The organism is Pseudonocardia nigra (assembly GCF_019396355.1).
In the GTDB taxonomy this organism is placed as follows: Bacteria; Actinomycetota; Actinomycetes; order Mycobacteriales; family Pseudonocardiaceae; genus Pseudonocardia; species Pseudonocardia nigra.
This window is the reverse complement of record NZ_JAHKRK010000009.1, coordinates 40242-65434: the sequence shown is the minus strand read 5'-3', so window position 1 is coordinate 65434 and position 25193 is coordinate 40242. Positions and strand designations below refer to the sequence as shown.

Annotated in this window: 25 protein-coding genes and 1 pseudogene; 8 read left to right on the top strand and 18 right to left on the bottom strand. The window is 73.0% G+C overall.

The window, feature by feature from the left end; translation table 11 throughout:
* Positions 1 to 95: 95 nt before the first annotated feature.
* The 6 genes and pseudogenes from KME75_RS42590 to KME75_RS04290 all read right to left on the bottom strand — a co-directional run bounded on the left by KME75_RS42590 (position 96) and on the right by KME75_RS04290 (position 7602).
* Positions 96 to 823, bottom strand: a pseudogene (locus KME75_RS42590) (SAM-dependent methyltransferase).
* A gap of 85 nt (positions 824 to 908) precedes the next feature.
* Positions 909 to 3704, bottom strand: a complete 2796-nt coding sequence (locus KME75_RS04310) for an FAD-binding and (Fe-S)-binding domain-containing protein (protein ID WP_443690178.1) — start codon at positions 3702 to 3704, stop codon at positions 909 to 911.
* Positions 3705 to 3813: 109 nt separating this feature from the next.
* Positions 3814 to 4269, bottom strand: a complete 456-nt coding sequence (locus KME75_RS04305; protein WP_219413202.1) for an FmdB family zinc ribbon protein — start codon at positions 4267 to 4269, stop codon at positions 3814 to 3816.
* Positions 4270 to 4287: 18 nt separating this feature from the next.
* Complete coding sequence (locus KME75_RS04300) at positions 4288 to 5577, bottom strand: hydroxyacid-oxoacid transhydrogenase (RefSeq protein ID WP_219413201.1); 1290 nt, start codon at positions 5575 to 5577, stop codon at positions 4288 to 4290.
* On the bottom strand, positions 5574 to 6386 hold the full coding sequence (locus KME75_RS04295; RefSeq protein ID WP_219413200.1) for an N-acyl homoserine lactonase family protein: 813 nt from the start codon (positions 6384 to 6386) through the stop codon (positions 5574 to 5576). Before KME75_RS04295 ends, KME75_RS04300 begins: the two co-directional genes overlap by 4 nt.
* A gap of 88 nt (positions 6387 to 6474) precedes the next feature.
* Positions 6475 to 7602: a TerD family protein gene (locus tag KME75_RS04290; RefSeq protein ID WP_219413199.1), complete on the bottom strand. Its 1128-nt coding sequence runs from the start codon at positions 7600 to 7602 to the stop codon at positions 6475 to 6477.
* 84 nt (positions 7603 to 7686) lie between these two features.
* On the opposite strand from KME75_RS04290, the gene KME75_RS04285 reads away from it, so the two are divergent.
* Together KME75_RS04285 and KME75_RS04280 are read left to right on the top strand one after the other, a co-directional pair.
* Positions 7687 to 8211 (top strand): DUF1360 domain-containing protein, encoded by a 525-nt coding sequence (locus KME75_RS04285; protein WP_219413198.1) that lies wholly within the window; start codon positions 7687 to 7689, stop codon positions 8209 to 8211.
* Between the two features lie 25 nt (positions 8212 to 8236).
* On the top strand, positions 8237 to 9148 hold the full coding sequence (locus KME75_RS04280) for a 1,4-dihydroxy-2-naphthoyl-CoA synthase (protein WP_219413197.1): 912 nt from the start codon (positions 8237 to 8239) through the stop codon (positions 9146 to 9148).
* Positions 9149 to 9273: 125 nt separating this feature from the next.
* Here KME75_RS04280 and KME75_RS04275 read toward each other — a convergent pair whose 3' ends face one another.
* Positions 9274 to 9717, bottom strand: a complete 444-nt coding sequence (locus KME75_RS04275) for a carboxymuconolactone decarboxylase family protein (protein WP_372452557.1) — start codon at positions 9715 to 9717, stop codon at positions 9274 to 9276.
* 88 nt (positions 9718 to 9805) lie between these two features.
* Here KME75_RS04275 and KME75_RS04270 point away from each other — a divergent pair, with 88 nt between their 5' ends.
* From KME75_RS04270 to KME75_RS04255, 4 genes are all read left to right on the top strand, one after another.
* A complete protein-coding gene (locus KME75_RS04270) occupies positions 9806 to 10672 on the top strand; it encodes a sigma-70 family RNA polymerase sigma factor (protein ID WP_219413196.1) in 867 nt (288 codons plus the stop codon).
* Between the two features lie 157 nt (positions 10673 to 10829).
* Positions 10830 to 11984 (top strand): o-succinylbenzoate--CoA ligase, encoded by a 1155-nt coding sequence (gene menE / locus KME75_RS04265; RefSeq protein ID WP_219413195.1) that lies wholly within the window; start codon positions 10830 to 10832, stop codon positions 11982 to 11984.
* Positions 11985 to 12101: 117 nt separating this feature from the next.
* On the top strand, positions 12102 to 13409 hold the full coding sequence (locus KME75_RS04260) for a DUF8814 domain-containing protein (protein ID WP_219413194.1): 1308 nt from the start codon (positions 12102 to 12104) through the stop codon (positions 13407 to 13409).
* A gap of 10 nt (positions 13410 to 13419) precedes the next feature.
* Positions 13420 to 14301 carry a 1,4-dihydroxy-2-naphthoate polyprenyltransferase gene (locus KME75_RS04255; RefSeq protein ID WP_219413193.1) on the top strand — a complete coding sequence of 294 codons (882 nt, stop codon included), beginning with the start codon at positions 13420 to 13422 and terminating at the stop codon, positions 14299 to 14301.
* Here KME75_RS04255 and KME75_RS04250 read toward each other — a convergent pair.
* Complete coding sequence (locus KME75_RS04250; protein WP_219413192.1) at positions 14257 to 14589, bottom strand: DUF4229 domain-containing protein; 333 nt, start codon at positions 14587 to 14589, stop codon at positions 14257 to 14259. The genes KME75_RS04255 and KME75_RS04250 overlap by 45 nt on opposite strands.
* 176 nt (positions 14590 to 14765) lie before the next feature.
* Here KME75_RS04250 and KME75_RS04245 point away from each other — a divergent pair, with 176 nt between their 5' ends.
* Both KME75_RS04245 and KME75_RS04240 read left to right on the top strand, forming a co-directional pair.
* Entirely contained in the window at positions 14766 to 15002 is a 237-nt protein-coding gene (locus KME75_RS04245) for a BldC family transcriptional regulator (RefSeq protein ID WP_281424403.1), read from the top strand.
* Positions 15003 to 15072: 70 nt separating this feature from the next.
* A complete protein-coding gene (locus KME75_RS04240; protein ID WP_219413191.1) occupies positions 15073 to 15285 on the top strand; it encodes a hypothetical protein in 213 nt (70 codons plus the stop codon).
* Between the two features lie 34 nt (positions 15286 to 15319).
* Here the strand turns inward: KME75_RS04240 and KME75_RS04235 are convergent, their stop codons facing one another.
* From KME75_RS04235 to hemB, 10 genes are all read right to left on the bottom strand, one after another.
* The gene (locus KME75_RS04235; protein ID WP_246631430.1) at positions 15320 to 16597 is read right to left on the bottom strand and encodes a MinD/ParA family ATP-binding protein; all 1278 of its coding nucleotides are present in this window, start codon (positions 16595 to 16597) and stop codon (positions 15320 to 15322) included.
* Between the two features lie 114 nt (positions 16598 to 16711).
* A complete protein-coding gene (ccsB, locus tag KME75_RS04230; RefSeq protein WP_372452556.1) occupies positions 16712 to 17647 on the bottom strand; it encodes a c-type cytochrome biogenesis protein CcsB in 936 nt (311 codons plus the stop codon).
* A complete protein-coding gene (gene resB, locus KME75_RS04225; protein WP_219413190.1) occupies positions 17647 to 19284 on the bottom strand; it encodes a cytochrome c biogenesis protein ResB in 1638 nt (545 codons plus the stop codon). The genes ccsB and resB overlap by 1 nt, the downstream gene beginning before the upstream one ends.
* Positions 19285 to 19286: 2 nt before the next feature.
* A complete protein-coding gene (locus KME75_RS04220) occupies positions 19287 to 20063 on the bottom strand; it encodes a cytochrome c biogenesis CcdA family protein (RefSeq protein ID WP_219413189.1) in 777 nt (258 codons plus the stop codon).
* Positions 20064 to 20218: 155 nt separating this feature from the next.
* Complete coding sequence (locus KME75_RS04215; protein WP_219413188.1) at positions 20219 to 20791, bottom strand: TlpA family protein disulfide reductase; 573 nt, start codon at positions 20789 to 20791, stop codon at positions 20219 to 20221.
* 8 nt (positions 20792 to 20799) lie between these two features.
* Entirely contained in the window at positions 20800 to 21435 is a 636-nt protein-coding gene (locus KME75_RS04210) for a histidine phosphatase family protein (RefSeq protein ID WP_219413187.1), read from the bottom strand.
* Positions 21432 to 22766, bottom strand: coding sequence for a glutamate-1-semialdehyde 2,1-aminomutase (hemL, locus tag KME75_RS04205; RefSeq protein WP_308282542.1), 1335 nt, complete (start codon positions 22764 to 22766; stop codon positions 21432 to 21434). The genes KME75_RS04210 and hemL overlap by 4 nt, the downstream gene beginning before the upstream one ends.
* A 52-nt stretch (positions 22767 to 22818) precedes the next feature.
* Positions 22819 to 23634, bottom strand: coding sequence for a hypothetical protein (locus KME75_RS04200; RefSeq protein WP_219413186.1), 816 nt, complete (start codon positions 23632 to 23634; stop codon positions 22819 to 22821).
* 46 nt (positions 23635 to 23680) lie between these two features.
* Positions 23681 to 24127 carry a DUF4282 domain-containing protein gene (locus tag KME75_RS04195; protein WP_219413185.1) on the bottom strand — a complete coding sequence of 149 codons (447 nt, stop codon included), beginning with the start codon at positions 24125 to 24127 and terminating at the stop codon, positions 23681 to 23683.
* 43 nt (positions 24128 to 24170) lie between these two features.
* Positions 24171 to 25151 (bottom strand): porphobilinogen synthase, encoded by a 981-nt coding sequence (hemB, locus tag KME75_RS04190; protein ID WP_219413184.1) that lies wholly within the window; start codon positions 25149 to 25151, stop codon positions 24171 to 24173.
* Between the last annotated feature and the right edge of the window lie 42 nt (positions 25152 to 25193).

The window sequence follows — 25193 nt, the reverse complement described above, 5'->3', positions numbered from 1 at the left end:
CCTCACATCAGAGGAGCGTCCCAATCAACACCTGTGGCCGAATTTTTTCCGCATGGAGTCACAGTGCTTCCGCAATTCGGAATGAAGCGAGGGGGTCAGGGTTTGCGGCCGACGCCACACCAGCCCCACACGCTGTTGACGTCGCCGTGCGGCGGGGACGGTTCGACGTCCGGCCGCCAACCCAGGATCGGCACCAGGCCGGGCTCCACCATCTCCAGCCCGTCGAAGAACTTCGCCGTCTCCGCCTTGTCGCGCGCCACGTACGGGGTCCCGCCGCGCTGCGCCGTGGCCGCCATGCGCACCATCGCCTCGCGGTCGAAGTCCGAGGCCGGGTGGACGAGCACGAGGTGGCTGCCCGACGGCAGGGCGGCCAGGAGCGTCGCCACGGCCCCGTACGGGTCGGCGTCGTCGGGCAGGTGGTGCAGGATCCCGATGAGCATCAACGCCACCGGCTGCTCGAGGTCGAGCGTCGCGGCGAGGGCGGGGTCGCCGAGGATCGTGTCCGGGCTGCGCAGGTCGGCGGCGATGAACGCGGTGCGGCCCTCCGGCCTGCTGGTCATCAGCGCACGGGCGTGGGCGAGCACGATCGGGTCGCGACCTCCTGTGCCACCTCGTGCACGTTGCCGAACGTGGGGATACCCGTGCCGACGTCGAGGAACTGCCGGACGCCCGCGTCGCGGGCGAGGTGGCGCACAGCCCGGGCCAGGAACGCGCGCTGGGCACGGACCATGGTGCGGATCGCGGGGATCTGCTCGGCGAGCGCATCGCCCATCGCGCGGTCGGCCGGGTAGTTGTCCTTGCCGCCGAGCCAGTAGTCGTACACGCGCGCCGACTGCGGGACGGTGATGTCGATCTCCACGGTGACGAACAGTATCGCCGCCCACCCGTTGGCGTGAACAGTTGGACGGTCAGCGGTCGAGCCCGAGTGCCCGGGCCGCGAGCTGGGCGAGGTGTACCGGTTCCCGGGTGCCGGCCTGACGGAGCTGGGTACGGCAGCTGAAGCCGTCGGCCAGCACGGCGACGTCGGGCTCGGCGGCGCGCACGGCGGGCAGCAGCACCCGCTCCGCGCACGCCATCGACACCGCGTAGTGCCCCTGCTCGAACCCGAAGTTGCCGGCCAGCCCGCAGCACCCGGAGTCGAGCACCTCCGCGTCGACGCCGAGCGCGGCCATCGCCGACCGGTCCGCGCCGCTGCCCAGCTCCGCGTGCTGGTGGCAGTGCACCTGCACCAGCGCCCGCTGCCCTGGCCCGACCACGCGCTCGCGCAGCTCGTCGGCGTGCTCGGCGAGCACCTCGGCGAACGTGCGCACGCCGGATGAGACCGCGGCGGCGAGCGGGTCATCGGGCAGCAGCTCGGACGCGTCGGCCCGCAGCGCGGCAGTGCACGACGGCTCGAGCCCGACGACGGGCACCCCCGCGGTGAGCCACGGCTCGATCGTGCGCAGGCTGCGCCGCAGCACCCGGCGGGCGGCGTCGAGCTGCCCGGTGGAGGTCCAGGTGAGCCCGCAGCAGATGTCCCGCGGCGGGACCTCGACGACGTACCCGAGCTCCTCGAGCACGGCGACGGCGGAGCCGAGGATCGCCGGGTCGAAGTGGTTGCTGAACGTGTCCGGCCACAGCAGCACCCGGCGCCGCGATTGCAGCAAAGCCACTTTCATGCCATCGGGTTGCGTGAAAGTGGCTTTGCTGCAACGGGCGGCGGTGAACGGGCGCCGGGCCAACGGGGGGATCGCCCGCTCCCGCGCGATCCCACCCACCCGTTTCGCCAGCGCACCCAACGGGCCGCGGGCGGCCGCGTTGAGGGCGTCCACCGCGCGGGCGGGCAGGCGCCGGGCCAGCCGCAGCCACCGCGGCAGCGCGCCCATCGAGTAGTGCGCCGCGGGCCGCAGCCTGCGCTTGTAGCGCTGGGCGAGGAACTCGGTCTTGTAGGCGGCCATGTCCACGCCCACCGGGCAGTCGCGCTTGCAGCCCTTGCACGACAGGCACAGGTCCAGCGCCTCGGCCACCTCCGGCGACTGCCAGCCGCCGCCGACCACCTCGCCGGAGGCCATCTCGAACAGCAGCCGCGCCCGCCCGCGCGTCGAGTGCATCTCCTCGCCCGTCGCGCGGTAGCTCGGGCACATCACGCCGCCGTGCTCGGTGACGCACTTGGCCACCCCCAGGCAGCGGCGGGTGGCGCGGGTGAAGGAGCCGCGGTCGTGGGAGAACGCCCATTCCGGCTCGTCGGGCAGGGTGGGCATGCCGACGAAGACCCGCAGGTCCTCGTCGAGCTTCGCGGGGCGCACGACGCGGCCGGGGTTCATCCGGTCGTCCGGGTCCCAGACCCCCTTGAACTCCTCGAACGCGGCGATGATCTCCGGCGGGTACATCCGCGGCAGCAGCTCGGCACGCGCGGCGCCGTCGCCGTGCTCGCCAGACAGCGAGCCGCCGTGCGCCACGGCCAGGTCGGCCGCGTCCTCCATGAACCCCCGGAAGTTCGCGATGCCGGCCCGGCTGAGCAGGTCGAAGTCGATCCGGACGTGCAGGCAGCCGTCGCCGAAGTGGCCGTAGTACGCGCCGCGGCGGCCGTGGCGGGTCAGCAGGGCGTCGAACTCCCGCAGGTAGGCGCCGAACCGCTCCGGCGGCACCGCGGCGTCCTCCCAGCCGGGCCAGGCCTCGCCGCCGTCCGGCGAACGCGTGAGGATGCCCGCGCCGTCCTCGCGGATCCGCCACAGGGCCTTCATCTGCGCCGGGTCGCTGACGACCACGCTCGCCGTCGCGTAAGGCTTCATCGCAGTGGCGACGGCCTCTGCCGCCGCGTGGGCCTCCTCGCGGGTCGCGCCACCGGTCTCCACGTACAGCCAGCCGCCGCCCTCGGGCAACGCCCGCGACGCCGTCTCCACCGGGTTGGACGCGCGCAGCGCCGCGATCAGCCCGGCGTCCATGCCCTCGATCGTGAGCGGGCCCAGCTCGCGCACGACCATGACGTGATCGGCGGCGGTGTAGGCGTCGGGGAACCCGAGCACGGCCAGCGCGCGGGCGGGCGGCGACTCCACGAGCCGCACCGTCGCCTCCAGCACGGTGGCACAGGTGCCCTCGGTGCCGACGAGCGCGCGGGCCAGGTCGAACCCGTTCTCGGGCAGCAGCTGGTCCAGGTTGTAGCCGGAGACGCGCCGGGTGAGGTCGGGGAACGCGCGCCGCACGTCGTCGCCGACCCGGTCCGCCAGCGCCCGCAACGCCTCCGGGATCCGGCCGCCCCTCGGCGTCCCGCGGCCCAGCTCCAGCCGCTCGCCGCGATAGGTGAGCACGTCGAGGCCGTGCACGTTGTCGACGGTCTTGCCCCAGGCCACCGAGTGCGAGCCGCAGGCGTTGTTGCCGATCATCCCGCCGAGCGTGCAGCGGTTGTGCGTGGACGGATCGGGCCCGAACGTCAGCCCGTGCGGGCGCGCGGCGTCGCGCAGCGCGTCGCACACGACCCCGGCCTCGACGCGGGCGGTCCGGGCGGCCGGATCGATCTCCAGCACGCGGTTCAGGTGCCGGGTGAAGTCGAGCACCACGCCGGTGTTGACGGCCTGGCCTGCGATGCTCGTGCCCGCCCCGCGCGGCAGCACCGGCACCTCGTGCGTGCTGCACACCGACACCGCGGCTTCCACGTCGTCGGTGTCGACCGGGGTGACGAGGCCGAGCGGAACGCGGCGGTAGTTCGACGCGTCCGCGGAGTACATGGCGCGCGTCGCGGTGTCGAACCGGACCGGGCCCCGGACGGCCCGGACCAGGTCGGCGTGCAGATCGGCGACGTCGGGCGGCAGGGCGGAGCGGGACACGGTCACGGCGTCAGTCAGAGCCCCCGGACGCGGGTGGGCTCGACGGCGGAGCTGCGGCCGGGCCGCCGTGTCCGTGTCCGTGCCCGTGTCCGTGCCCATGGCCCGCCGTCCCGCCGATCACCGGGTCCCCGGCGCGGAGCGGCGCACCGTGGTAGCGGCCCTCGTGCGCGACGATCGGGCGCTGGTCCCCGGCGAGCTCCGGGTGCTTCGCCTCGAGCCGCTGCCGGCGGTCCCACTGCCGTCGCATCCCGGTGACGTACTCGCGGTTGCCCTCGTAGGTGCCGCGCCAGGTCTGCGGCATCTGCTCCTTGGCCAGACCCGCGTCGGCCTGGCCTCCGAGGCTGAACCCCGCCGGGATCTTCCGGGTGGCCCCGCCGCACTCCGGGCAACCTGGCGGCGCGGCGTCGAACGAGGTGAGCTGCTCGAACCGCAGCCCGCACTCACACTTGAACACGTAGATCGGCATGGGCGCCTCCGGCGCTCGTCACCAGTTCTCGACGGATTTGGTGAGGATGTCGGCGATGTCGTCCTCGGTGGGCGTCTTCGGGCAGGTCGCGAGCAGCCGCTGCTGCTTCATGGTTCCCGGGACGAGGTCGGGGACGTCGGCCTCGGTGTAGCCGACGCCGCCGATCCCGTTCGGGATGCCGATGTCGCGCATCAGGCGGATCAGCACCGACGGCAGCTGCTCGCGCGCGTCGTTCACCTTGTCCGCACCGGGGTCCATCAGCTCCGCCGCCCGCAGGTGCCGCTCCGGGGCGCTCTCGAACGAGAACCGGAACGCCTCGGGCGCCGTCAGCGACACGGACTGCCCGTGCGGCACCATCGGCTCGTCCTGCGGGTAGCCGGCGGGCCGGTAGTCCTTCACCATGCCCGCGATCGGGTAGGCGTTGGCGTGCGGGATGTGCACGCCCGAGTTGCCGAAGCCCATGCCGGCGAAGGTGGCCGCCATCATCATGTCCGAGCGCGCCGCCACGTCGTCGGCGCCGCGGTGCACCGCCGTGCGGAACGACTTCGCCAGCAGCGTCATCGACTTCTCGCACCACAGGTCGGACACCGGGTTCGAGCCGCAGTAGGTGACCCGCTCCTCGGGCTTCTTCCGGTCGAAGGTCGTGTACCAGCGCGCGGTGTAGGACTCCAGCGCGTGGCAGACGATGTCCATCCCGGACGCCGCGGTGACCTCCGGCGGCAGCGACATGGTCAGCAGCGGGTCGACCACCGCCAGGGTGGGGCGCAGCCGCCAGTGGCTGATCCCCGTCTTGACCTTCATGGACAGGATGTCCAGCACGCACATCGCGGTGGACTCCGAGCCCGTGCCGGCCGTGGTGGGGATCGCGATGAGCGGCTTGAGCTGCCCCGGGGGCACCTTCGCGTTGCCGATCGGCTTGTTGATGTAGTCCATCAGCTCACCGGGATGGCTGGTGAGCAGGTTGACGGCCTTGGCCGTGTCGATCGCCGACCCGCCGCCGACGGCCACGAACCCGTCCCACGGGCCCTGCGCGCGGGCGTACTCGGTGGCCTTGTTCATCGAGTCGTCGGTGGGCTCGACGTGCACGCCGTCGAAGATCTCCGACTCGATGTCGTAGCGGCGCAGGTTGTCGGCGATCCGCTGCGGCATGCCGATCGCGTTGATCCCCGGATCGGTGACGATCAGCACCCGCCGCACGCCGTACCCGGACATCTCGAAGCCGACCTCGTCGGAGGCACCCGCGCCGAACTTCAGCGGCGGGGCACCCCAGGTGAAGATTGTCTCCTCGGTGAGCTCCTGCGAGGTCACGTGTACGCCCCCTCCGGAGCGACGCGCAGCTGGTGGATCTGCTCGGCGTCGTGGCCGAACACCATCGTGGCGTTCGTGCGCTCCTGGATGCCGCGCAGCTTCTCCACCGACGAGTAGAACTGCTCCAGGTTGTTGACGATCGCCGCGGGCACCGCGGGGGGCCCGTAGCTCTCCCCCATGTACACGGCGTCGGAGGTGAAGATCATGGTGCCGGTCTCGGGCAGGTCCACCTGCATCGACATGCACCCCACCGTGTGGCCCGGCGTCTCGATCAGCGTGACGCCGGGCAGCAGCTCCGTGTCGCCGGAGACGGTCTCGAACTCCAGCCCCTCGTAGTCGGTCTTGAGGTGGGCGCCGGTGAAGAGCCCGTCGAAGCCGAACGCGAAGTCCTTCTCGCGCTGGTGGCAGACGAGCCTGGCGCCGGTGTTCTTGAACATCTGCGCGTTGCCCGCGTGGTCGAAGTGCAGGTGCGAGAGAACCACGTAGTCGATCTCGTCGAGGCCCACGCCCATCTGCTGCAGCCGCGCGTCGAGGTACTCCTCGTCGCTGACGTTGTCGTAGGGGAAGAACTCCTGCAGGCCCGTCGGGCCCCAGCGCTCCTCCCAGTCCCGCGGGCAGCTGGTGTCCCACAGGAGCTTGCCCTCCGAGGTCTCCACCAGGACGCAGTGCGTGGGGACGTCGACCCACGGGGCCGGGGCGCTCTTGTTGCTGCGGTCGACGATCGACCGGCCCGGCTTCAGCAACAGCCAGGTCAGGTCCGCGGTCATGGCCCCGCAGGGGATCACGCTCACCTTGTTCGCAGTCGCCATCATGGGTCCTCTCGACGGTGAGGGGAAGACTTCCCGACCGTCGCATCTGCGGCCCCACTCGTCAACGCATGCGCACCCGACCAAACGATCAGGTGGCGGCGGCCGGCAGCCCGCGCACCACGTCCTCGGCCACCCCGTACATCGCCCGCACCGTCTTGCCGTCGTGGAACTCGCCGATCGCCGTCATCTCCCACGCGGCCCCGTTGCGGCGCAGCACGCTCATCACCACGCCCGTCCGCGGCTCGGAGTCGCTGAGGTCGAAGCGGACGAGCTCCGCGCCGCTGTCGAGGTCCAGGAGCCGGCAGTAGGCGCTGGCCACCTCGGTGAACTTCTGGCCGCGGAACGAGTTGACGACGAACACGATCGCCGTGACGTCGGCCGGCAGCGCGTGCAGGTCCGCGGTGATCGTCTCGTCGTCGCCGGCCCCGTGGCCGGTGACGTTGTCGCCGGAGTGGGCCACGAGCCCGCGCAGCGCCTGCTTGCTCATGAACCAGACCGCGTCGGTCTTGCGCCCGCGGCCGTCGATCAGGATCGCGGATGCGTCGAGGTCGATGCTGCGCCCGCCCGCCGCCGGGTCCCACCCCAGCCCCATCGCCACCCGGCGCAGGGCCGGTGCGCCGCCCTTGGTGAGGGAGACCGTCTGCCGCTTCGTCAGCGACACCTTCCCCTTGTCGAGGGTGATCTTCCCGGCGGCCGGGGCGGCGGGGGCCGGGACCGGCTCGGGCGCGGGCTCGTCCTCGACGGTGATGCCGAAGTCGGTGGCGATCCCGGCCAGCCCGTTCGCGTAGCCCTGCCCGACCGCACGCACCTTCCACTGATTGTTCCGGCGGTAGATCTCCACGCACAGCAACGCGGTCTCCGCCCCCAGCCCGTCGGGCGTGAACTGCGCGACCGGCTCCCCGGCCACCGCGACGTCGAGGCGCAACCCGCCGAGCGCACCGAACGTCGCCCGGCCGCGGCCGTCCAGGCTGGCGATGACGACCACGCGCTCGACCGCCTGCTCGACCGCGCCGGGGTCGACGTCCACCCCGTCCGCCCGGTAGCGCACGCCGGGCGCCTCCGGCTGGTTGTAGAAGACGAAGTCGGCGTCGCCGCGGACCTTCCCCGTGTCCGTCACGAGCAGCGCGGAGATGTCGACGGACACAGCCGCCGCGACGCGCACCGCGACGGGACCGGCGGGGAGGGGCACGTTCGCGCCCTTGGAGAGGGTCTGCACCTCCCCGATCCTGCCAGCGCGACGGTGGGTGCGACCGCCGCGAGCGGGTAGTCCGGGACCTGGACCCGATGGAAGGAACTGGACATGCAGCAGAGCGGCAACGGCGTGACGACGACCGCGCGCGAGGAGGCCGAGGAGTACCGGCAGGGCGAGGACCGGCCGCTGGGCGGCTACGTCGCCGTGATGGCGGTGTTCGGCGCGCTCATAGCGGGTGCGGCCGGGCTCGCCGCGCTCACCGGGCGGCGGCTGCCCCCGTCCATCCGGCCGTGGGACGTCCTGCTGCTGACGATGGGCACGCACAAGCTGTCGCGCACGCTGTCGAAGGACGCGGTGACGAGCCCGCTGCGCGCCCCGTTCACGCGGTACTCGGGGACCGGCGGACCCGCCGAGGTGATGGAGGAGGCCCGGCACTCGAGCGGACTGCGGCACGCCCTCGGCGAGCTCGTCACCTGTCCGTTCTGTCTCGACATGTGGATCGCCACCGGCTTCGCGATCGGGTTTGTGTTCGCGCCGCGGTTCACCCGCCTCGTCGCCACCACCTTCACCGCCCTGGCGGGTGCCGACTTCCTCCAGCTCGCCTACGCGAAGGCCCAGCAGTCGGCGGAATGACCCGGTCGACATAAGGTCGCTCGTCGTGGGCACCGCTGCGCCGTCCGAGCTGTTCGACCCCGCCGCGTGGCGGGAGGTCGAGGGCTTCGACTTCACCGACATCACCTACCACCGGGCGATCGACACCGGGGCCGTGCGCATCGCGTTCGACCGTCCGGAGGTGCGCAACGCGTTCCGCCCGGGCACGGTGGACGAGCTGTACCGGGCGCTGGACCACGCGCGCCAGACCCCCGACGTCGGGTGCGTGCTGCTGACCGGCAACGGGCCGTCGCCCAAGGACGGCGGCTGGGCGTTCTGCTCCGGCGGTGACCAGCGCATCCGCGGACGCACCGGCTACCAGTACGCATCCGGTGAGACCGCGGAGACGGTGGACCCGGCCCGCGCCGGGCGCCTGCACATCCTGGAGTGCCAGCGGCTCATCCGGTTCATGCCGAAGGTCGTGATCGCCGTCGTCCCCGGCTGGGCGGCGGGCGGCGGGCACTCCCTGCACGTCACGGCGGACATGACGCTGGCCAGCGCCGAGCACGCGCGGTTCAAGCAGACCGACGCCGACGTGGGCAGCTTCGACGGCGGCTTCGGGTCGGCCTACCTGGCGCGGCAGGTGGGCCAGAAGTTCGCGAGGGAGATCTTCTTCCTCGGCCGCGAGTACTCCGCCGAGGACGCGCACCGGATGGGCATGGTGAACGCCGTCGTCCCGCACGCCGAGCTCGAGGAGGTCGCCCTCGAGTGGGCCCGGGAGATCAACGGCAAGTCGCCGACGGCGCAGCGGATGCTCAAGTACGCCTTCAACCTCATCGACGACGGCCTGGTCGGCCAGCAGCTGTTCGCCGGCGAGGCCACGCGCCTGGCGTACATGACCGACGAGGCGGTCGAGGGCCGGGACGCGTTCCTGCAGAAGCGCGAACCCGACTGGGCGCCGTTCCCGTGGCACTACTGAACCAGCGCCACGCCCGGGTCACCTGATGGCACACCCGGGCCGACCACCCCCGGCGCCGGCGCCGGGGGTGGTTGTCCAGGCCGGTGTCTCCGCGGGCGGGGCACCAGCTGGGGTTCGACCCCGTCTCACCAGGCTGAGCCGGCAGGCTGCCGAACAGCGGCGTTGAGCCGGTTCCAGACGTTGATCGCCCCGATCGACACCAGCAGCGACGAGAGCTCCTTCTCGTCGTAGTGGTCGGCGGCGTCGTCCCAGACGGCGTCGGGGACGCCGTCCGTCCGGTCCGCGAGCCGGGTCACGCACTCGGCGAGCGCGAGCGCGGCCCGTTCGGCGTCGTTGAAGTACGGCGACTCCCGCCACGCGCCGACGCCCCAGATCCGCTCGTCCTTCTCACCGGCGTCCTTGAGCTCTCTCGCGTGCATGTCCACGCACAGGCTGCAGCCGTTGATCTGGCTCACCCGCAGGTGGATCAGCTTGTGCGTGGTCTCGGGAACGGCGCCCGGCTGCGCGGACTTGCTCAGCGCGAGCAGCGCCTTCATCGCGTCCGGCAGCACCATCATGGGGTGGGTCATCCGAGCCTGCATCATGTCCTCCTGCTGTCACGTTCGCCCCGTCCGGGCGGTCATGGGGGTGACCCGCCGGATCAAGAGGATGTGACAGGTGCAGGACAACGAATTCTGGGCGGCGCAGTTCGAGGAGCACCGATCCCGCCTGCGGGCCGTGGCCTATCGGATGCTCGGCTCGTTCGCCGAGGCCGAGGACGCGGTGCAGGAGGCCTGGTTGCGGGTCTCGCGCGCGTCGGGCGACGACGTGGAGAACGTCGGCGGCTGGCTCACGACGATCGTCTCGCGCCAGTGCCTCAAAATGCTCCGCTCGCGGGAGACCCGACGCGAGGACCCGCTGGACGTGCGGGTGCCCGATCCGGTCGTGGAGTCCGGCGACGGGGTCGACCCGGCCGAGCAGGGTGTCCTCGCCGACTCCGTCGGGCTCGCGCTGCTGGTCGTGCTGGAGGCGCTCGACCCCGCGGAGCGGCTCGCGTTCGTGCTGCACGACATGTTCGCGGTGCCGTTCGAGGAAATCGCCCCGATGGTGGGGCGGACGCCGGCCGCGGCCCGGCAGCTGGCCAGCCGGGCCCGGCGGCGGGTCCAGGGTGCAACGTCTGGCGGGCAGCCCGATCGTGCCCGGCAGCGGGAGATCGTCGACGCCTGGCTCGCGGCGGCACGCGGCGGTGACTTCGCGGGGCTGGTCGCGCTCCTGCATCCGGACGCCGTGCTGCGCGTCGACACCGGCGGCGCGGGTTCGAAGCTCGTCCGGGGCGCGGCCGAGGTCGCCGGGCAGGCGACGATGTACCGGGCGGCCGGGCTCCGGGCGCGGTTCGCGGTGGTCAACGGCGGCCCCGGCATCGTGTCCACGATCGACGGCCGACCGGTGGCGGTGCTGGCGTTCACGGTCGCGGACGGGCTGATCGTGGAGATCGACATCCTGGCCGACCCGCAACGTCTGGCCGCGCTCGACATCGCGCCCTGACCGCCACGATGTCGTGGTCATGAGCGGGGCGCCGCAGGGTTCGGTCACGAGGATCGAGCAGCGCCGGCTCGATCGCGCGTGACGCCCTCGGCGCCCGCCGGCCTCCCGGTCGTGGCACTGTGACGGCTCGTTCACCCGGGTCGATCGAGGAGTGGTCATGGAACGGCTGCGCTGCGTCCCCGTCGACGGTTCCCCCGAACGGGTCGACGAACTGGTCGCCGCCGTGGACGCCGCCCTCGGCGGCGGCCCGCCCGTGCTCCCGGTCGGCCCCGGCGCGTCGGTGACACCGGCCGCCGAGCCCGAACCCGGCACGGCACTGGTGATCGCCACGTCCGGTTCGACCGGTGGCCCCAAGCTCGTGGTGCTCCCCGCCGCCGCGCTGCGGGCGTCCGCGCTCGCCACCGCGCAACGGCTGGGCGGGCGGGCGCGGTGGCTGCTGGCACTGCCGGCCGAGCACGTGGCGGGCGTCCAGGTGATCGTGCGCGCGCTGCTGGCCGGGCGGCCGCCCGTCGTGCAGGACGTGCGAGGCGGCTTCCGGCCCGAGGGCTTCGCGGCCGCGACGGCGGAGCTCGGCGACGGCAGGCGCTGCACGAGCCTCGTCCCCACCCAGCTCGGCAGGCTCCTGGACGCGGGGCGCGCCGGCCTCGACGCGCTGCGCAGCTATGACGGCGTGCTCGTCGGCGGGGCCGCGCTGGACCCGGGGCTGCACGCACGCGCGGGCGCCGCCGGGGTGCGGGTGGTCACCACGTACGGGATGAGCGAGACGTCGGGCGGGTGCGTCTACGACGGGGTCCCGCTGGCGGACGTGCGCGTCGACCTCGGCGCCGACGGCCGCATCCGCCTCGGCGGCCCCACGCTCGCCGGCGGCTACCTCGGCGACCCGGAGCGGACCGCGGATGTCTTCGCGGACGGCTGGTTCCGCACCGATGACCTGGGGCGGTGGCGCGACGGCCGCCTCGAGGTGCTCGGCCGCGCCGACGACGTGATCAACACCGGGGGCGAGAAGGTCGCCCCGGCGGCCGTGGAACGCGTGCTCGGGGCGGAGCCCGGGGTGCGCGCCGCGTGCGTGGTGGGGCTGCCGGACGCCGAGTGGGGGCAGGTCGTCGCCGCGGCCGTCGTCCTCCGGCCCGGCGACCCGGTGGACGAGAACCGGCTGCGCTCGGCCGTGCGGGCCGCACTCGGGCGGGCGGCGGTGCCCCGCGTCGTGCGGGGCGTCGACGAGATCCCGCTGCGCGGGGTGGGCAAACCGGACCGCGCAGCGGTCGCGCGCCTGCTCGCCGATGTCCGCCACCCGGGCCGAGAGCTCCCCTAAACGCCACTCCACCCCATGGTGGCGCTCACTCTGCGTTGATTGACCACTACCCGTCCATGCGATCTGCTGCGCCCCAAGCGGCACATTCGTCACAGCAGTCACACGGGGAGCATCGGCATGAGGTGGGGTACGGCGACGGCACTGCTGGCCATCACGAGCGCGCTCAGCGGCGCGCTCGCGGTCGGGGTCCCGGCGCCCGCCTCCGCACGCGAGGAACCTCCTGCCACCTGGTCACCGGATCTCGCCGCCGGCGACGCCGTCGGGGTCACCGTGGACGGCGGCACTGCACGCCTCGATCCCGCGGCGGCGTTCCCGGCCCCCGCCGGGGAGGGCCGGTCCACCGAGGCCGAGGCCGAGGCCGAGCCCATGGGTCTGCTCACGCTCCCGGTGCGGGAGCTCACGACCCCGACGGACCGGATCGGCGCCGCGGTCACGGGCGATGTCCCGCCGGGCGCCACCGCCACCGTGGACGTCCGGGGCAGGCGCGCCACGGGAGGCTGGTCCGAGTGGGTGCCCGCGATCGGAGGCGCGGAAGGGTCCGCCGCCGTCCTTCCCGAACCTGCCTCGGACGTGCAGGGCAGGCTCGTGCTCACCGGCTCGGACGCCGCGGCACCCGCGGTGCGTGGCGTCACGTTCACCGCCCTTCCCCCGACCGCACCGCTTGCGGAGTCCGGGGCCGAGCAGGTGCTGCCGTTGAGCTACCGCGTGTTCGCGACCCGGGAGGGCCTCGTCGGGCGCACCACGGCGAACGGGCACGTCATCGGCCCGCGCGACCACTTCGTCGCGCTGCCGTCGCGACGGGCGCTGTCGCCACGCGGCACCAGCGACTACTCGGTGAAGGTGTGCGCGCCGAACGGGCGCTGCGCGTTCGCACCGGTGTGGGACGTCGGCCCGTGGAACACCCGCGACGACTACTGGAACCCGCCGCACCAGCGGCGGGAGTGGCGCGACCTGCCGCAGGGCCTGCCGCAGGCCCAGGCCGCCAAGGAGAACGGCTACAACCGCGGCAGGGACCAGTACGGCCGCAAGGTGGCCAACCCGGCGGGCATCGACCTGGCCGACGGGCTGTTCTGGGACGCCCTCGGGCTGCAGAAGAACTCCTGGGTGCAGGTCGACTACCTGTGGACCGGCCTGCTGCGGCTGTCGAAGGTCGGCGCCGAGCAGCCGCTCCGCGCGGCACCGGACGCCGAGGCCGAGGTCGTGGGCGTCGCCGCGGAAGGCGCCGCCGTCCCCGTCGAGTGCGCGCTCGGCTCGGGTGAGGAGCGCTGGCTGCGGGTCGGCGTCGACCAGTACCTGCCCGCCACCGCGGTACGCGACGTCGGGAAGGTGGACGACTGCGCGCCCGAGGGTGCGCCCCAGGACACCGGCGAGGACACGGACGAGGACACGGGCACACCCGCGAACGCCGCGGAGGACGCCGGATAACGTTCCTGCCGTGGCGACCATGGTGCAGTGGATCGAGGGGGCGCGCCCGCGCACCCTCCCGATCGCCGTCTCCCCGGTACTGGTCGGCACCGGTGCGGCGATCGGCTCCGGCGTCGTCGCACCGGGCCGCGCGCTGCTGGCGCTCGTCGTCGCGCTGGCCCTGATCGTCGGCGTCAACTACGCCAACGACTACTCCGACGGGATCCGGGGCACCGACGACGAGCGGGTGGGTCCGCTGCGGCTCGTCGGGTCGCGGGCCGCGGCGCCGTCGGCGGTGCGCGCCGCGGCGATCGTCGCGCTGTCGGTCGCCGGCCTCGCCGGGCTCACCCTCGTGTCGTTGAGCAGGCAGTGGTGGCTCATCACCGTCGGCGCGCTGTGCATCCTCGGCGCCTGGTACTACACCGGTGGCAAGCGACCCTACGGGTACGCGGGGCTGGGTGAGGTCGCGGTCTTCCTCTTCTTCGGCCCGGTCGGCGTGCTCGGCACGGTGCTCACCCAGAGCGGGCCGCCGGGGGCGCTCGCGATCGTCGGTGCGGTGGGCGTCGGGCTGCTGGCGTGCGCGGTGCTGGTGGCCAACAACCTGCGCGACATCCCCACCGACGAGGTGGTGGGCAAGCGCACTCTCGCGGTCCTGCTCGGCGACACCGACACGCGCAGGTTGTACGCAGCGCTCGCCGCCGGGCCGTTCCTGCTGTCGGTGGCCGCGGGCCTGCGCAGCTGGCCGATGCTGCTCGCGCTGCTCGCAGTGCCGCTCGCCGTGCTGCCGATCCGTGACGTGCTGGGCGGCGCCACGGGCCGGAAGCTCATCCGCGTGCTCGCCCAGACGAGCCTGCTGCTGCTGGCCTGGTCAGCCCTGACGGCCGTCGGGCTCCTGCTGGGGCGGTTCGTCTGAGGCGGACGGCCCCTCACCGCGCAGCCGCGCCCGGAGCGCGTCCCGCTCCGTGGCCCGCCGGTGCTGCGCCGCGGCCAGCGCGGTGTCCAGCCGTCCGCGCAACCCGCGGAACAGCACCATCGACAGCGGCAGCGCGACGATCAGACCCACGAGCACGCTGATGACCAGCGGCGCCCCGGCCACCAGCAGGAGCGCCGTGACGACGGCGACGAGCCCGAGCCGTGCCAGCGTGTAGAGCGCGACCGTGACGCCCAGGCCCGGGTCCTGCCCGGCGGACGGAGAAGCCATACCCCGAGGGTACGACCCCTCGCCGCGAACCCGGCGTCCGGAACCGGCGACGCACGCGGCCGCCCGCCTTGTCCGCTTCGTCCTTGAAGAGGCCTTTACCTCCGGACAACCGTTCGAGTACCCGGGGTCCGAGGTGTCACGATGGCCGGGAAACAGTTCGCGGTGGAGGTCCCCACATGGCAGTGCCAACGTCAGCGATGGTCCAGTCCGGCAACAACGAGCGCCTGCTCACCCCGGGCGAGGTGGCATCGCTGTTCCGCGTCGACCCCAAGACCGTCACCCGGTGGGCGTCGGCAGGGCGCATCGGCTCCATCCGCACCCCTGGCGGGCACCGGCGCTTCCGCGAGTCCGAGGTGCGCACCATGCTGGCCGAGCTCACGAGCGAGGCCACCGTCGCGCCCACCCGGCCCTAGTGGATCTGGTAGCACACTTCACGTCCCTCATAGTTCACCCTCCGCTAATCTCGGTTGCGGAGGTGGTTCCATGTTGTTCCTCATCGCATTCGTCGGCGCCGCCCTCGTAGCGCTGGTGCTGTGGAAGGCGATGAACCCCGGCGGCATCGAGGTGGCGCGGGTGGCCCGGCGGCCCGTCGTGCGACCCGCCCGGCCCCGGGTGAGCGGTCCGGACGACGATCCCGACTTCCTGCGTCAGCTCGACGAGAAGGTCCGCAGGCGCGACGAGCCCCCGTCCGCCTGACCACACGGTCGGGCGGACGGGTCAGGCAGGCGGATCAGACGGGCGGGCCCTCGAAGGCGTCCGCCACGGCCGCGGCCAGTTCGAGCAGCGCCAGGCGCGTCGCTGGCTCCAGCCGATCCAGGTCCACCTCGGCACCTTCCTCGAGGTGCGCGTCGAACGGGATCCGCACCACGGCCCGGCAACGGGCGGCGAAGTGCTCCGCCACGCGGTCCAGGTCCACCCCGCCGGACCACCGGTGCACGCTGTTGATCACTGCGACCGAGTTCCGCACCAGGTCCCCGTGCCCGTGCGCGTCCAGCCAGTCCATCGTCGCCGAGGCGCTCCGTGCGCCGTCGATCGAGCCGGACGACACGATGATCAGCTGATCGGCCAGGCCGAGCACGCCGTACATGGCCGAGTGCATGAGTCCGGTGCCGCAGTCGGTGAGCACGATGTTGTAGAAGTGCTCGAGCAGCGTGACCGTGCGCCGGTAGTCGCCTTCGCTGAACGCCTCCGACACCGCGGGGTCCTGCTCGCTCGCCAGCACCTCCAGCCGCGACGGGCCCTGCGAGGTGTAGGCCCGCACGTCGGTGTAGCGGCGCACCCGCTGCGCGTCGCGCAGCAGGTGACGCACCGTGGCGCTCGTCTCCAGCGGGATCTTCTGGCTGAGCGTCCCGCGGTCGGGGTTCGCGTCCACGGCCACCACCCGGTCACCACGCAGTGACGCGAACGTCGCCCCGAGGGTAGCCGTCACCGTGGTCTTGCCCACCCCGCCCTTCAGGCTCAGCATCGCGATCTTGTAGCAGCCCAGCAGCGGCTGGTTGACGCGCGCGGTCAGCTCGCGACGCCGGATGTCGGCAGGGCTCTCCCCCGGGTTGATCAGCCGCCCGGACAGGACGTAGACCATCCGGCGCCAGCCCGACTGCGGCGGTCGCTTGGTCGGGCGCAGGAGGCGGGCCGAGGACAGGTCCGGCCGTTCGGAGTCGCTGCGGGCGCGCTGCGCCTCCTGCGCGGCCACCGCGCCGGGGTCGGTCCACCGCGGGGTACCCCGCGGCGGGGTGCGCCTGGCGGGGTCGGCAGCCTCCTCCGAGCGCGCGGCCGGCAGGCCCGTCGTGGGCTCCTCGTCGGCCTGCAGCGGCGGCGCCCCGGACGGCGGGGTGGCCGTGTCGACGTCACGCGCCTCCGGCTCGGATGCCCGCGGGGCGGGCGGCTCCGGCGGCGGCACATAGGGGCGCGTCGCGCTGGCCGGCGCGGCCCCCCAACGTTCCCGCACGTAGCGGCCCACTGACCCGTCCGGGTAGTCGCGCTCGTTCCCGGACTCACGCTCCGTCATCGGTACATCCCGCCGAACCCGTTGCGTCGACCGTTGAACCCGTGCATGGAAGCCGACGGTAGTCGCGTGACTGCTCGGGGTCGAGGCGCGGACGGGTGTCGGCGCGTCTCGTTCCTAACCGACCCCGGCGTAGCTGTGCAGGCCGGCGACGACCAGGTTGATGAAGAACAGGTTGAAGATCATCGTAGCGAAGGCGACCACGTTGATCCACGCGGCCCGCGCGGTGCGCCACCCCGCGGTGGCCCGGGCGTGCAGGTAGCCGGCGTAGATGACCCACGCGACGAACGCGACGGTCTCCTTGGGATCCCAGCCCCAGAACCGGCCCCACGCCGCCTCTGCCCAGATCGCGCCCGTGATGATCGCGAACGTGTAGAGCGGGAACGCGATGATCGTGGTGCGGTAGGCGAGCCGGTCGAGCACGTCCGCCTCGGGCAGCTTCGCGATCAGCCCACCCGTCCGGGCCGACCGGCGCAGGAGGTACAGCAGGCTCGCGACGCCGGGCACCAGCAGCAGCCCCGACGAGATGCTGACGGTCGTGACGTGGATGACGAGCCAGTACGACTGCAGGGCCGGCATCACCGGCGCCGCGGCCGTGTACAGCGACGTGCCCCCGAGGAACATGAGGATGACGACGGGGAGCAGCACGAAGATCCCCGCCGGTCGGGCCGCGAACGCCCGTCGCAGCACCACCAGCCACGTCACCACGGCGGCCAGGCAGATCGCCGAGATGAACTCGTACATGTTGCCCATCGGCCAGCGGCCGGCGGCGAACCCCCGCAGGACGATCGAGCCGAGGTGCAGCGCCGCCCCGAGCACGACCAGCGCCACGGCCATCCGGCCGAAGCGTTCCGACCTGCTGCGACCCCCGGGCTCGTCCTCGACGGCCGGCTCCCCGCCGACCGTGCTCTCCGGGCCGCCCGCCCCGACGAGTACGGGCTTCGCCGAGCGCTCGGAGGCGTGTTCGGCCCCGTGCAGGACCATGGCGAAGACGTAGATCCCGGCGGCGGCCATGTACAGCCAGTCGCTGTACGTGGCGAGTTCGAGGAGCATCAGTCGTCCTTCTCGGGTGCCGTGTTCTCGGAGGCGGTGGTCGGACTTCCCAGCAGCGCTGCCCGCATACGGTCGAACTCCTCGCCGTAGCCCGCCCGGTCGGTGCGGGCCAGGCCGCCGATCTCGACGACCGTACGGGCGCCGGCGTCGGTTGGCGTGATCCGGGCCCAGAAGCGCCGCCTGCGGATGCTCAGCGACAGCCCCAGGCCCACGAGCACGAGCACGGCGAACACGAGGACCCAGACCTGCCCGGGGTCGTGGCTGACCTGCAGGTTCACCCAGTCCCGGACGCCGTCGAACGTCACGACCGTGCCGTCGTCGAGCGTGACCGACTCGCCCGGCACCAGGTTCTCGCGCGCCACCCGGACGAGCTCACCGGACTCGATGTTGCCCTGGTCCACCTGGAAGATCGACTGCCCACGGCCGTCGTCGAGGCCGAGGTCGCCGCGGAGGACGTCCACCGCCACCTCGGGCGCGAGCAGGTCGGGGAACACCGAAGTCACGACGGCGCCACCGGAGCTCGTGGGCGCGAGCAGCCCGGTGATCGCGAGCTGGCTCGTGCGCCGTTCCTCCTCGTCGGTGATGCCGGGCGGCTCGAACTTCGTGGCACCCTCCGACAGCAGGGTCGCCTGGTCGACCGGGCGCCACTGGACCACGCCGGTGCGCTGCTCCCCGCCCGGGAAGGTGACGGTGAAGATCGGCGCGTACCCCTGGCCGAGCATGTAGACGCGGGTGCCGTCGAGCCGCAGCGGGTGGTTGACGGCGATCTCGGCGGGGCGCCACTGGTCCACCCGGCCCGCCTCGAGGTCGGCGGCGGTCTGGTAGCCCACGGTCGTGCGGTAGCTGTCGGCCTGCCCGCTCGGCAGGAACTCGGCCTCGACGTCCTCCACGCGGAGGCAGAACGGGTCGAGGTTCGTGCCGTCCACCCGCAGCCCGGCGCGGAAGCTGTCGTAGCCGAGGATGCTGGTGTTGCAGAACTGGCCGCCGTTCGACAGCACGATGACCTGGCCCTCGTAGCCGAACAGCTTGCCGGCGGCGAAGCCGAGGAGCAGCCCGATCAGGCTCAGGTGGAACAGCAGGTTGCCCGCCTCGCGCAGGTAGCCCTTCTCGGCCGAGAGCGTGCGCCCGGCACCGTCCGGGCGCTGCACGACGCGCCAGCCGCGCAGCATCCCGCGCACCCGGGCGGTGGCCTCGTCGGGCCCGCCGTCCAGGGTGCCGGTGGCGTGGTGCGGCAGCCGCCCGAGGTTGCGCGGCGTCGTGACCGGCACCGCGCGCAGCCCCTTGGCGTGCTCGACCGTCCTGGGCAGCACGCACCCGATCAGCGACACCATCAGCAGCAGGTAGATCGCGGCGAACCACGGTGCGGCGAAGACGTCGAAGAAGCCCAGGCGGTCGAGCGTGGGGGCGAGCCAGGGGTAGTCGGCGAAGTACTGGTCGACCAGCGCCTGGTTGAGCGAACGCTGCGGCAGCAGGGCCCCCGGCAGCGCGGCCAGCGCCAGCAGGAACAGCAGGATGAGCGCGGTGCGCATCGACGTGAGCGCGCGCCAGGCGTTCCGCAGCACCGCGAGTCGGGCCCTGGGTGCGCGCGAGTCGGGGTGTCCGTGCGCGCGAGTCGGGGTCTCGGTGTCGGTGGCCATCGCTACAGCACCGGGGTGAAGCCGGCGACGGACGTCTGCAGCTGCGCGAGTAGCCCGCCCCACAGGCCGCTGACCAGCAGCAGCCCGACGGCGACCATGAGCACGCCGCCGCCGATCTGGATGCCGCGGGTGTGGCGGCGCAGCCAGCCGAGTGCGCGCACCGCCCGGGAGGCCCCGAGCGCGATCAGCACGAACGGCAGCCCGAGCCCCGCGCAGTAGGCCAGCGTGAGCACCACGCCGCGCATCGACCCGCCACCGGTACCCGCCGCCACCGCGACGACGCCCGCGAGCGTCGGGCCGATGCACGGCACCCAGCCGAGCCCGAACACCGCGCCGAGCAGCGGGGCACCCCAGAGGCCGGCGCGCGGCACCCAGTGCACGCGACGCTCGTTCTGCAGCAGCGGGATCAGGCCGACGAACGCCAGCCCCATCGCGATCATGACGACACCGCCGACGCGCTGCAGCACGGCCTCGTTGGCCACCAGCGCGTCCGCCAGCCAGACGACGCCGACCAGGATCGCGCCGAACACGACCGTGAACCCGGCGACGAACAGCCCGGCGGCGCCCGCGACGCGCCACTTCCCCGACCGCTTCCGCTCGGCCTCCGACTCCGTGGCCGGCGGTGCGTCCGCGCCGACCAGGCCGGCGAGGTACGCGAGGTAGCCGGGGACGAGCGGGACCACGCACGGGGACGCGAAGCTCACCGCGCCCGCCAGCACGGCCACCACGGCCGCGACCAGCAGCGGGCCGGAGACCGCGAGGGTGGTCGAGGGGTCCATCACCATCGAGGGTAAGCGGCAGCCGCACCGGCCCGCGCACCGGGTTCTACAACGTGTAGTCGATCAGCACCCGCGGCGCGCCTGCGCGCACGGATCGTCCGACTCGCGCGCGCTCACATGCCGACTCGCGCACGCTCAGAGCCCGACTCCCGGGGTCAGGCGGCGGGTTCGGACTCGAGGCGCTCCACCAGTGCGATCACCTCGGACGGACGGATCGGGAGCAGGTAGACCGCGGCCACCCGGTGCTCCTCGTCCAGCACGATCGTGGAGGGCACGGCATTGCGCGGGTAGCCCTTGAGCTGCAGCAACGTGCGTCCCGGGTTGTCGAAGATCGAGTCGAAGGTGAGGCCCCGCGACCGGACGAAGTCGGCGGCGGCCTCGCGGTCGTCGCGCACGTCGATCCCGAGCACCACGGCCTCGGTCTGGTCCTGCACGAACTGCAGGTCCGGCATCTCCTCGCGGCACGGGCCGCACCAGGAGCCCCAGATGTTGAGGATGACGACCTGGCCGGGGTAGTCGTCCAGTCCCACCGTGGTGCCCGGGTGCAGCAGGCTCTCGCCCTCCAGCCCGGTCACACGGCCGCGGTTCCCGGGCGGGTCGTAGTGGATCGTCGTCTGCCCGTCGGGGGCGACGAACCGGAACTCCCCTCCCGTCGCAACTGCGTCCTGGCTGGTCGAGCAGGCCGCGAGCAGCAGCAGTGCCGCCAGTGCGAGCGCGATCCGGCGCATCGTCCTCCTCATGCGCCCGTCTGCCCCGGGTCGCTCGCGCCTGCGGGCTCGCAGTAGCGCAGCTGGGTCAGCTCGGTGCCGGTGAACACGAGCGAGGTGAGCGACGCCAGTGCGCACTGCCGCTTCCGCGGGTCGTGCCACATCCGCTGGCCGGTGAGGAACCGGCGCAGCGTCCAGATCGGCAGCTGGTGGGAAACGCACACCGCCTCTCTGCCCTCCGCCAGCGCGCGGGCCCGGTGCACCGCGCCCAGCATGCGGTGGGCGATCTGCAGGTACGGCTCACCCCACGACGGCGTGAACGGGTCGCGCAGCAGCGGCCACGTGCGCACGCTGCGCAGCGCGCCGTCGCCCACCGAGAACTTCTTGCCCTCGAACCGGTTGTCCGCCTCGATCAGCCGTTCGTCGGTGACGATCTCGAGGTCGTGCGCCGCGGCGATCGGGGCCGCCGTCTCCTGCGCCCGCTGCAGTGGGGACGCGACGACGGCGGCGAGGTCGTGCCCGGCGAGGGTCTTGGCCACGATCTCGGCCTGGTCGCGACCGTTCTCCGAGAGCCGAAACCCCTCCAGGCGCCCGTAGAGGATGCCGTCCGGGTTGTGCACCTCGCCGTGGCGCAGCAGGTGCACCACGCTGCGCTCGCTCGTCATTGGGCCGCCTCGGCCGGGGAGATCGCGGTGGCGGCCGCCTGCGCCGCGGCGGGCAGGGCGGCCTCGATCACCTGCCAGGTCTCGTCGTCGAGGGCGGCCGAGACGAACCATGCCTCGAACGCGCTCGGCGGCGCGTACACGCCGCGCTCCAGCAGCGCGTGGAAGAACGCCGGGAAGCGCCACGTGGCGGCGGCCTGCGCGCCGGCGTAGTCGTGCACCTCGTCCTCGGTGAAGAACACCGAGACCAGGTTCCCCGCGAACTGGACGCGGTGCGGCACGCCTTCGGCGCGCAGCGCGTTGCCGATCATCGCTCCGAGCCGCTGGGCGTTGGCGTCGAGCGCGGCGTAGACGCCGGCGTCGGCGGCCCGCAGTGTGGCGAGCCCCGCGGCGACGGCGACCGGGTTCCCGGACAGCGTGCCCGCCTGGTAGACGGGTCCGGCCGGGGCGAGGTGCGCCATGTGCGATGCCGCGCCGCCGAACGCCGCCGCGGGCAGCCCACCCGACATCACCTTGCCGAAGGTGTAGAGGTCGCCCGCCACACCGTCGAGGCCGAACCAGCCCGCCGGCGAGACCCGGAACCCGGTCATCACCTCGTCGATCACGAGCAATGCGCCGGCGGCGTGGCAGATCTCGCGCAGCCCGGCGTTGAAGCCGGGGCGCGGGGCGATCGCGCCCATGTTCCCCGCGGCCGCCTCGGTGATCACGCAGGCGATCTCGTCGCCGCGCTCGGCGAACACCGCGCGCACGGCGTCCAGGTCGTTGTACGGGAGCACCACGGTGTCGGCGGCCTGCGCACCGGTGACCCCGGGGCTCGTGGGCAGGCCCAGCGTGGCGACGCCGGAGCCGGCCTGGGCCAGCAGTGCGTCGACGTGCCCGTGGTAGCACCCCGCGAACTTCACCACGACCTTGCGGCCGGTGATCCCGCGCGCGAGCCGGATGGCGCTCATCGTCGCCTCGGTGCCGGAGTTGACCAGCCGCACCTGCTCCACCGGCGCGACCCGCCCGATGATCTCCTCGGCCAGCTCGATCTCGGCCGCCGTCGGTGCGCCGAAGGACAGACCGCCGCCCGCCGCCGCCCGCACGGCCTCGACCACGGCGGGGTGCGCGTGGCCGAGGATCATCGGGCCCCACGAGCTGATCAGGTCGACGTAGCGGTTGCCGTCGGCGTCGGTGAGCCACGGCCCCTCGGCGGAGACCATGAACCGCGGCGTGCCACCGACCGAGCTGAACGCGCGCACCGGCGAGTTCACCCCGCCGGGGATCGCGGCGCAGGCGCGGTCGAAGAGCGCGCGGGAGGTGTCGATGGCGATGCCGGATGACGTGCTGCCCACGGCTCCCAGTCTTACAGCCGCCCTGCGCCCCTGCCTCAGGGGTGGGGGCAGGTCAGCGCCGCGAGGCGAAGAACCGGCTGGAGTCCGGGAGGAAGTAGGTGATCGTGCCACCGACCGACGCCGCCACGATCAGCAGCAGGATCAGCAGGCTCCCCGGGTCGCCCGCGGCGCCGCCGAACGTGCTCAGGAGCAGCAGCATCGTGAACAGCACGGTCATGACGGTGAGGGCGATGCGCGCCCAGTTGCGGCCCCGGAAGGCCAGCACCGCGAAGAGGATGTAGAGCAGGGCGAGCACGAGCGCGACCGCGCCGACCACCCGCAGGAACGAGACCAACGTCTCGAGTGTGAGACCTGCCTGGGCGAGTTGCTGCTCGAGGTTGAGCTCCGGCGGCAGCACGCTGGTGTCGATGGGCACCAAGAGGATCAGCGTGCCGAAGGCCAGGAACGGCACCGTGCTGAGGATCAGCAGCACCAGCCCGAGGAGCATCACACCCGGCCGGGGCGCCGGCGTGTCCGAGTCGTCGTCCAGGCCGGCCGGATAGGACGTGCCATACGGGTTGTAGGCGTACTGGTGACCGCCCTGCTCGCCGCCGTACGGCTGACCCGGGTACGGCTGCTGCGCCCCGTACTGGCCGTACTGGCCGTACTGCCCCGGTTGCTGGCCGTACTGGCCGTACTGGCCGGGCTGCTGGCCGTACTGCCCGGGCTGCTGGCCGTACTGCCCGGGCTGCTGCTCGTACTGGCCGTACTGCCCGGGCTGCTGGCCGTACTGCCCCGGCTCCTGCTGCTGCCCGGCGTCCGGCTGCTCGCCGTAGGGGCCCTGGTCGGGCTCTTGGCCCCCGCGGTGCGGGTCGGACGGAGTGCTCACGGCGACACCGTAGAGCGGACATCAACTGCTGTCCACGCAGCTCCGCTCAGCGCTTGTGGTGGATGTCCTCCGACATCCGCACGACCGCGAAGTAGAACTCGAGCGAGACCCGCAGCATGGCGAGCATGAACAGCACCAGGACGGACCCGAAGACCAGGGTCAGGATGCCGATCATGGCGCCGACCTCGGGGATGGTGAACGCGGCGATGACGTAGCCCAGCCAGCCGAGCACGATCAGCACAGAGCCGACGATGTACAGCAGTTTCACCAGTCCGGGGGTCGCGAAGCTGGAGAAGCTGTAGTCGAACAGGGCCGAGAACGCCCCTCGCCGCGGCGGCGGCGCCGGCTGCATCCCGTAGCCGGGCTGCCCGGGCGGCGGGCCCCAGCCGGGCTGCTGCCCGTACCCGCCGGGGTACCCGGGCTGCCCGCCGGTCGGCCAGCCCGGGTTGCCCTGCTGCGGGTGCTCGCCGGACGAACCGGGGTCGTACGTCATCGCACACCTCCTGTGATCAAGGGGCGCGATCGTATCCCGCCGATCACTCCGCGGCGAGGCGGTGGGCGACCTCCGTGGCCCAGTACGTGAGCACGACGTCGGCGCCGGCGCGCCGGATGCCGGTGAGGGTCTCCAGGATCGCGCGGTCGCGCTCCAGCCAGCCGTTGGCGGCGGCCGCCTCGATCATCGCGTACTCCCCGGACACCTGGTAGGCGCCGACGGGCACGTCCGACACCTCGGCGACGGCCCGCAGCACGTCGAGGTAGGCCATGGCGGGCTTGACCATGACGAGGTCGGCACCCTCGGCGAGGTCGAGCGCCAGCTCCCGCAGCGACTCCCGGACGTTGGCGCCGTCCTGCTGGTAGGTCTTGCGGTCGCCCTGCAGCGACGACTCCACCGCGTCCCGGAACGGCCCGTAGAACGCCGACGTGTACTTGGCGGTGTAGGCGAAGATCGCGGCGTCGGTGTGTCCCGCCGCGTCGAGCGCCTCGCGGATCACGCCGACCTGGCCGTCCATCATCCCGCTCGGCCCGAGCATGTGGGCCCCGGCCTCGACCTGGGCCACCGCCATGTCGGCGTAGACGGCGAGCGTGGCGTCGTTGTCCACGCGGCCGTCGGCGTCGAGCACCCCGCAGTGGCCGTGGTCGGTGAACTCGTCGAGGCAGGTGTCGGCCATCACGACGGTGGCGTCGCCGACCTCCGCGCGCACGTCGCGCAGCGCGACGTTCAGCACCCCGTCGGGGTCGACGGCGCCCGACCCGCTCGCGTCCTTGTGCGCGGGCACCCCGAACAGCATCAGCCCGCCGACGCCCGCGGACACGGCCTCCGCGGCGGCCTTGCGCAGCGTGTCGCGGGTGTGCTGGACGACGCCGGGCATCGAGGCGATCGGCACCGGCTCGCTCGCGCCCTCACGGACGAACATCGGCAGGACGAGGTGCCGGGGCCGCAGGTCGGTCTCGGCGACGAGCCTGCGGAGGGCGGGCGTGGTGCGCAGCCGCCGCGGCCGCGAAGAGGGAAACCCCATAGGACCAGGTTACGACCCCGGTGGGCCCCGCCCGCCGCCGCG

Coding starts and splice junctions, on each gene's coding strand:
- KME75_RS04310 (WP_443690178.1), bottom strand. CDS start 3,704: ATGTACTCCGCGGACGCGTCGAACTACCGCCGCGTTCCGCTCGGCCTC.
- KME75_RS04305 (WP_219413202.1), bottom strand. CDS start 4,269: ATGCCGATCTACGTGTTCAAGTGTGAGTGCGGGCTGCGGTTCGAGCAG.
- KME75_RS04295 (WP_219413200.1), bottom strand. CDS start 6,386: ATGGCGACTGCGAACAAGGTGAGCGTGATCCCCTGCGGGGCCATGACC.
- KME75_RS04285 (WP_219413198.1), top strand. CDS start 7,687: ATGCAGCAGAGCGGCAACGGCGTGACGACGACCGCGCGCGAGGAGGCC.
- KME75_RS04275 (WP_372452557.1), bottom strand. CDS start 9,717: ATGACCCACCCCATGATGGTGCTGCCGGACGCGATGAAGGCGCTGCTC.
- menE (WP_219413195.1), top strand. CDS start 10,830: ATGGAACGGCTGCGCTGCGTCCCCGTCGACGGTTCCCCCGAACGGGTC.
- KME75_RS04260 (WP_219413194.1), top strand. CDS start 12,102: ATGAGGTGGGGTACGGCGACGGCACTGCTGGCCATCACGAGCGCGCTC.
- KME75_RS04250 (WP_219413192.1), bottom strand. CDS start 14,589: ATGGCTTCTCCGTCCGCCGGGCAGGACCCGGGCCTGGGCGTCACGGTC.
- KME75_RS04245 (WP_281424403.1), top strand. CDS start 14,766: ATGGCAGTGCCAACGTCAGCGATGGTCCAGTCCGGCAACAACGAGCGC.
- KME75_RS04240 (WP_219413191.1), top strand. CDS start 15,073: ATGTTGTTCCTCATCGCATTCGTCGGCGCCGCCCTCGTAGCGCTGGTG.
- KME75_RS04235 (WP_246631430.1), bottom strand. CDS start 16,597: ATGACGGAGCGTGAGTCCGGGAACGAGCGCGACTACCCGGACGGGTCA.
- ccsB (WP_372452556.1), bottom strand. CDS start 17,647: ATGCTCCTCGAACTCGCCACGTACAGCGACTGGCTGTACATGGCCGCC.
- resB (WP_219413190.1), bottom strand. CDS start 19,284: ATGGCCACCGACACCGAGACCCCGACTCGCGCGCACGGACACCCCGAC.
- KME75_RS04220 (WP_219413189.1), bottom strand. CDS start 20,063: ATGGACCCCTCGACCACCCTCGCGGTCTCCGGCCCGCTGCTGGTCGCG.
- KME75_RS04215 (WP_219413188.1), bottom strand. CDS start 20,791: ATGCGCCGGATCGCGCTCGCACTGGCGGCACTGCTGCTGCTCGCGGCC.
- KME75_RS04210 (WP_219413187.1), bottom strand. CDS start 21,435: ATGACGAGCGAGCGCAGCGTGGTGCACCTGCTGCGCCACGGCGAGGTG.
- KME75_RS04195 (WP_219413185.1), bottom strand. CDS start 24,127: ATGACGTACGACCCCGGTTCGTCCGGCGAGCACCCGCAGCAGGGCAAC.
- hemB (WP_219413184.1), bottom strand. CDS start 25,151: ATGGGGTTTCCCTCTTCGCGGCCGCGGCGGCTGCGCACCACGCCCGCC.